The sequence below is a fragment of the Streptomyces sp. NPDC001514 genome, from assembly GCF_053597075.1.
The window spans coordinates 20,308-27,168 of sequence record NZ_JBSFHO010000054.1 but is presented as its reverse complement, the minus strand read 5'-3'; the positions used below and the strand labels follow the sequence as shown (position 1 = coordinate 27,168).

Sequence of the window (6,861 nt, the reverse complement as noted above, 5' to 3'; positions counted from 1 at the left end):
CTCAACTCCCTCGCCGACTACCTCACCAAGATCAGGTCCACCACCGACACAACCAGGAAGAAATAACGCTCCGGATTTCAGGCGCATGACACTAGAGACTGAGCGGGAGTGAGTCCTGTTTCCAGGACCCATGCTCAGCCGAAGGCCCCGAACGGTGTTGGGCGTTCTGGTTCCCCGCGTTCGCTCCGCATCCGGCGCGTACGGATCGTGTCCGTGGTCCGGGGATGCGGGGGCCGGTTTCCTCACGCCCCCGGGTACCCGATGGGGCCTGGGCAGTCCGATGCCCCGCAGCATCGCTCTGGTGCTGCGGGGGCGGTGCCGTCCGTCGCCGGATCGGGTGCCCGAGGGCGCGCCTTCCGATCGCCACGGCGGCCGCGTCGTGGCGAGTGGTCTTCCTGGTCTTGCTGGTGAGGGGCTTCTGCCAGTGCTGGGCGCCCCACTTCGAGGTGTAGGCCGGGTCCACGGCCACGATCGCGAGACCCTGTTCGGCGGCCATGGAGACGAGGCGGGCCTTCAGCTTGCCGGTGGGCATGCCGGAGATCAGCTGCCGGAACCGCTTCTTGTGGCCGTGCTTCTCACGGGTCTTCTCCGCCGCGAAGTCAAGGTTCTCGATGGCGATCGCGTTCGCGCCGCAGGCGCGTGCCCAGTGCAGCAGGCGGGTGAGGGCGTGCCGAACCTGCGCGTCGCGGTGCTGGGCGGTGCCTGTGAGGTCGTAGAAGAACCGGTGCGGGTTGCCGTGCACGTCCAGCTCGTAGGCGGCGAAGTGATCGGCATTGGTGTCCACGCCGATGATGCCGTGAGCGCGAGCCACTTCCAGCGGCATCGTCTGGACGGCGGGGCGTTGCCAGGAGGCGGTGAGGTACCAGCGGTCGCGCGTGACGTCGTAGTGGATGCGGTAGGCCACCGCGCGGTCGGCCTCGACGCGGTCGGCCCATTCCTGGCCCCGGTGTTTGAAGGCGACCTTGGCGGTGAGGACGTACCGGCCATGTGGGGCGTTGGCGTGCCCGGCGAGCGGGGCGGGCAGTTTGATGCTGACCTCGCCGTCGGGGGTGACGCGGACGGCTTCGTTGCCGAACCTTTTGCCGGACTCGCCGTCCGCGGCCAGGAACCAGCGCTCGGCCTCCCACCGCCGCCGCCACTCGGCCTCGGTCAGCTGGGCGGCGTCCAGGTGGTGGCGGGTGTTCAGCAGGCGCCGGCCGCCCCGCACCACATGCACGCGGCCTGCCTCCCGCTCAGCGCGGGCCTGCTTAAGACGGTGCTCAAGGACGTGCAGGCGGCGGGTCTTCGCGTGCCACTCCTGCCGGGTGCGGTAGCCGCCCGGCGCCTTCTTGGTTCCCTTCTCCCCGACCGGCTGGGACAGCCGGTGCATCAGCGTGCGAACGCCCGCTTCCAGAGACTGGATGTGCGCGAGCTGGCAGCGGCGGGCCAGCGCCCACTGGTCGTGCGTGGCCTTCGTGATGCTCCCCGCCCAGCGGGAGGACGACTCACAGGTCAGCTCCCGCTTGCGCACCGCCCACGTGTCGCTGGAGTGCTCCAGCCCGTCCCGGCACCGCACGGCCAGGTCACGGGAAGCCAGCCGTCCCAGGTGCTCGCCCACCTGGCCGACGCGCCGTCCTGGCACCCCGGCATCTTCCACGGCCCCGTGCGGTTACCCGTCACCTTTCGGGCGACAGGACCTCAGACCTCCGTCTTCCGTTGACACCGCGGGTGACCGATTGCAACCCCCTGGTCCTTGTTCCCGCCCTCGCCGGCCGGGTGCGGTACTCCGCCGCAGGTGATCCGGGACTCCACCCAGTCCGCGAGCACCACCCGGCCGAACAGCGCATGGGCCTCCACCGACAGGCGCAGGGTGCGACGGCCGGACAGGCCGACGTGCGCCCGGACCGGGCTGTCGCCGCGGCTCAGCAACGGAGAGCGCCACAGGCGCTCCCCGTCCGCGTACACGGAGAAGCGCACCTTTCCGGGTCCGAGCGGAACGGTGATGTCGTCCACGCCGACCAGCGCGTCAAAGCTCGCGCACGGCCGGTTGAGGTCGATGAGCAGCGAGGACGGGGCGTGCAGGCTGACGCCGTGGGCGTAACGGATCCCGGCCACCTCCAGCCCGGAGCGCCGCCACATCCAGCCGCTCTCGGCGGGGTTCAGCTCCGGCTCGGCGGCGTCGCCATGGCCGCCGTACTCCAGCTGGTTGACTGGGTAGACGGTCGGGCTCGGCGTCGGGGTGGGCTTCGACGGCCACGGTGGCGGCGTGGGCGTGCGCGTGGGTGTCGGCCTCCCTGTCGGGTACTGCGTCGGCCGAGGGCTCGGTCCGGCTGTCCGCGTCGGCTTGGGCGTCGGGTTCGGGTTCGGGTTGAGGCTCGCGGTCAGGGCCGGCTTCGGCCGCGGGGCGGGCGTGACACTGCTCTTCACCGGCAGCGACCCCGAGGTGGAGCTCGGAGCCGGCGGTGGCGTCCGCGTGTCCTTCAGGGCAGGCTTCGAGGTCGGATTCGGCGCGGGCGGCGGCGTCTCGACGCGCGCGGCCACGGGCGGCGTGGTGGTGGGCCGGGCAGCCGCTTCCGGCTCGGGACCGCTGAGCAGCCACACCAGACCGGCGGTCGCGGCCACGGCGGCGGCCGCAGCGATGCCCGCCTTGGCGGGGATGCCCAGCCCCTCGGCCACGGCGGCCGAGGAGGCGCCGCCCGTGCCACCGGTCGCGCTGCCGGCGCCCGCACCAGCGCCCGTGGCGGCCGCCACGGCACCGGCCGCGCCGGCGGCCTTGAGCGAGTAGCCGGCAGCCAGCCAGCCGATGACGGCGATCGGCAGCAGCGCGGGGATCCCGGCGTTCACATGCGCCAGTTCACCGGCGGCGAGCCGGCACTTGGAGCACTCGTCGAGGTGCTTGCGCAGCCCCCGCTCGGCCCGCATCCGCAGCCCGCCGCGCGAGTAGGCCCCGAGGCGGTCCGCGTAGCGGGCGCAGTCGCCGCCCGCGGTGAGCGACTGGCTCACATGGGCCTGTAGATAGGCCTGCTTGAGGCCTTCGCGGGCGCGGCTGGCGAGCACGGCGGTGGCATTGGCGGTAAGACCGAACAGCGGTGCGACCTCGCTCGGCGGCTCCTCCTCGACGGTGGTGTGCCACAGCACGGCCTGCCAGCGCTCGGGCAGCGAACGGAACGCCTCCATGGCGAGCGACCGCTCGGCCGCCTGCAGAGCGCGCAGGTCGGCGCCGAGGTCGAGTGCGCTCTGGTCGGAGACCTCGGTGGCCCGGGCGGCGTCCTCGGCGAACACCGCGAAGTCCTCGACCAGATGCTCGCGCTTCTGGGTCCTGATCCAGGTCGCGGCCACCCGGCGGACGGACGTCAGCAGATAGGCCCGCACGGCCTGCTCGGGCCCGGCCCCGCCCCGTACCGCCTGAAGCGTGCGGGCGAAGACCTCGGCCGTCAGGTCGTCGGCGGTGTCCGCGTCCCGGCAGCAGCTGCGCGCATAGCGGCGGACGGCGGCGGAGTGCCGGCGGAACAGCTCCTCGTACGCGCTGTCGTCGCCCTCCCGCATCCACTGCACCAGCTCGGCGTCGGACGGCGGCAGTACGGCGCCGAAGCCGGCCGCGTCCACGGCGGACGGCCCCATGCGACCCGGCGCCGCACCGCCGTCGCGCTGCCGCGGCACACTCGGCTCGCCGGCCGGTGTCCCCTCCCGATGGTCACTGCTCATGAAAGGCGCTCCCCATACATACGTTCGACATCAGTCGATGACGGAGTCTGCCACCGCTGCCTGCTCTCCTCGTTCTACGGACCGAAGTCGGTGATGTTTCACGGACTTCGGTCCGAAGGTGAGCCGACGGACACTGCTGCGGGCGGTCAGCTCGACCCGATCCCCTCTGAACCCTGACGACATCGCCGGGCGTCGATGACTTCACCGCACGCCGCGGATCCGGTCGCACCGTCGCGGGGTCGTCGGCCCGATGCGTTCCACCACGCCGGCTCGAGCCCGGTCAGGCAACCGCCTTTGCGGGGACGGTCCTGTGCGCACACGGTCCGAACCCGCTCGCCGCCGTCCCCGTCGGTGCGGTGCCGCCGCCCGCCGAACGTCTCCGCGAGTCATGCGACCGCCGCACGGACAGGTTGCGCTCAGACGGTGCGGGTCGGATCAGCGCACGCAGCTGATCCGCCGCCCGCGTGTACGGGTCCGGCTCGGCGTCGACTTCGACCGCCTTCGGTCGGGCGGCCCGCAGCGTGCGCAGCCGGTCGCCCAACAGCGCCCGAGCCGTGCCCAGCCGGGCGGTTTCCGCCATTTGACGGGCCGCCTCGCGTGCCTCGTCGAGGCTCGCGTACCGATGTCCGCGCCGCATCTCGGCGGCGAACACGTTCTCGTACTCCGCCCGCGCCTCCGGGCAGGCCGCCAGCCAGTCCACAGCCCTGCGCCGCAGCGCGCCGAACTGGAGCTCGGCTGCCAGCCTGGCCGCGAGCGCGATCGTTTCGGCGAGGACGGCCCCGCCTGCCGGAAGGAGCTCCGCCACCGCCTGTTCGACCGCGCCACGCATGTCGTCCTCGGCACGGCGAGCGGCCTCCACCCGTTCGGCCTCGCCGCTGATGCCCCAGGTGGCCACCGCCACGTCGACGGCCTGCGCCACGAGCTCCTCGACACCACCCTCGTCACGACATCTCCCGCACAGACCGGCAGCGTCCGGCTTCCCGCACACCCTGCACGGCAGTGCCCTCCGGACGGCCTCCTGCGCTGCGGACAGCGCCCGTCGCTCGGCCACCGCCGCCTCACGCGCCCGGCGCTCCCGGGCCGCCTCCGCACGATGCTCCCTCGCCGCGGTCAGCTCCTGACGCCAGCACGCGTTCAGCTCGGCCTCGAACGACGACCGATCGCCCCCACCACCCGTGCCGGCGGTCGTCGCCGTGGCGGAAGCTCGCGCCCGCAGCGCCCGCCCGTCGAGAACCAGCAGCCTGCATGCCCCGCAGCGCTCCTGAGTGACCATCAGGCACCCGTCGTCACACCGGACATCGGGACACACCGCCCGTCGTGGCAGCCCGCGGCCGATCAGCCAGGCGGCAGCGTCCCTGATCGGCGCCGAGCCCTGCTCCGCGAGGCGGCGCTCGACCCGGGCCCGCAGGATCCGTTCGGCGTCCACGTCCGGACCGAACAGCCCGGTGATCTCGTCCAGCCGCACGCGAACCGCCCGGGCGACGTGCCGCCGCGTGGCCGGCCGGTCCAGCCGGCCCCACACCGACGCCACTGGCTCCAGCACTCGTTCCAGGCCCTTCGGAAGCAACGATGTCGCGGCGGCCGGCGAAACCGGCTCCCGCTTTCCGGCGGTCCTCCTCGGGTCGTCCCCGCGAAGCGGGTCGTGATCGCCGTCCGGGGCGGGCACGTCGGGCCGGTCCGTTTCCGCTTCTGGCACCGGGGATTTCTCGTCCTCGCACGCGCGTACCGGCTGAGGGCAGGACGCCGACGCGGCTTCGCCGGAAAACCCGAGATCTACGCCGACCTCACCACCTACCTCAGCCACAGAAGCGTGGTCTGTGTGAGACTCCGCACCACCGCGACGCGGACCGCACGCTTCAAACGTGTCTTGACCTGCCGAAACACTGCCGTAGATGTCCACGGGACCCCCGGGTGCAGCTTCGGTCGCCGGTTCTGCCCCGTCCGTACCGGCCCGGGACTCTTGCCGCCACCCCTCCCCGGCCACCGGCAACGCGCCGTCGACCGCGTCGAGTTCGGCGCATCGGGGACAGCCCGGCTCCTCGACGCCGTGCATCGGGGCCCTGGCCGCGGGAGCCTGGTGTGCCGCTCCCCCGTCACCCTCCGGCGCCACACGGTGCGCGGCGGCCACCGCCGGCACCCGCAGCCGCCCCGCTCCACCCGTCACCGCCCCCGCTGCCCGAAGCCGACCGAGTACCGTCGCGGCGGTCGGCACACGACAGCCGATCATCCGCGCCAGCGTCGCCGCCGCCCTCCCATGACGGGCCGTCGTCTTCGCCAACGGGCCGCCCACGAGCGGCACCCGCCCGTCCGGCCGGGCGTGCAGAGCCAGCAGGACCACAGCCAGCCGGTCCGACGCCGCCCCCCTGCCCCGCCGCTCAGCCAGCAGTCCGGGAGGTGTGGCGCACCGCTCACCCCAGCCGGGTGCGAAAAGCCCCTCCAGGAACCGCAGAAGCGTCGCCAACTCGGCCTTCGACAGCGCCAGCGGCGCGCCCGCGTCCCGCTGGGCCTCCCACAACGGCTCCACCCGGTACTCGGTTCCCGTCGGCCTGCCGTCCGCGCCCCGCATCAACTGGGCGGCGACCGCCTCGACCTCGCGCAGCACGGACAGGACTTGGTGGTCGATCGTCGACTCCGACACCCCGAGCCAGCGAGCCAGCTCCCGCGCCGTGATCCGCACACGACTCGTGGGGAAACTCGCCTTGGCCAGCAGCACGAGCGCGCCGACCCGCACGACATCCTTCCGGCCGACGATGCGACGGTCGTCGAGCAGCGTACGAACGGCCGCCAGCAACCGCGGGCGCATGAGCCGCCCCAGCTGCAGCGGGTTCCCCGGTGGAGGGTCCGGCGAGAGTTCGTCAGGTCTTGCCCGGTATTTCGTAGGGTGGGCGACGTCTTTCCTCGCTACGCGCGTGCCAGATGTCGGCAACGGAAGACTGGCCCCAAGGCTGGCGGCTATGATCTGCTCCAGAGCTGCATAGGGGTGAAGGCACAACACAACCGACCGCTCGACCGATGGACGGAACGTACCTGGTCAGCGGGGGCGATAGGACAACCGCCACTTGGGCGGGTGGTCAGGTCGGTTCAGGTCGTCGTTGTCTCCTCCTCTCCTCCGTGCGGCCTGCGGGTGGCACCGCGGGCCGCGGGGTTGCGCCGACGAGGTCGGCGCGATGCGGCAGA

The 6,861-nt window shown here is 72.7% G+C and carries 3 protein-coding genes; all 3 read right to left on the bottom strand.

Annotation, left to right across the window (positions count from 1 at the left end; translation table 11 throughout):
- Window positions 1-91: 91 nt before the first annotated feature.
- Window positions 92-1,621, bottom strand: a complete 1,530-nt coding sequence (locus tag ACWCXB_RS34980) for an IS200/IS605 family accessory protein TnpB-related protein (protein ID WP_450728268.1) — start codon at window positions 1,619-1,621, stop codon at window positions 92-94.
- A gap of 56 nt (window positions 1,622-1,677) precedes the next feature.
- Entirely contained in the window at window positions 1,678-3,684 is a 2,007-nt protein-coding gene (locus ACWCXB_RS34975) for a sigma-70 family RNA polymerase sigma factor (RefSeq protein ID WP_450728266.1), read from the bottom strand.
- A 280-nt stretch (window positions 3,685-3,964) separates the two neighbouring features.
- A complete protein-coding gene (locus ACWCXB_RS34970; RefSeq protein ID WP_450728264.1) occupies window positions 3,965-6,487 on the bottom strand; it encodes a hypothetical protein in 2,523 nt (840 codons plus the stop codon).
- Between the last annotated feature and the right edge of the window lie 374 nt (window positions 6,488-6,861).

Excerpts from the sequence above, each read along its gene's own strand:
- ACWCXB_RS34975 (WP_450728266.1), bottom strand. The coding sequence starts at position 3,684 with ATGAGCAGTGACCATCGGGAGGGGACACCGGCCGGCGAGCCGAGTGTG.
- ACWCXB_RS34970 (WP_450728264.1), bottom strand. The coding sequence starts at position 6,487 with ATGCGCCCGCGGTTGCTGGCGGCCGTTCGTACGCTGCTCGACGACCGT.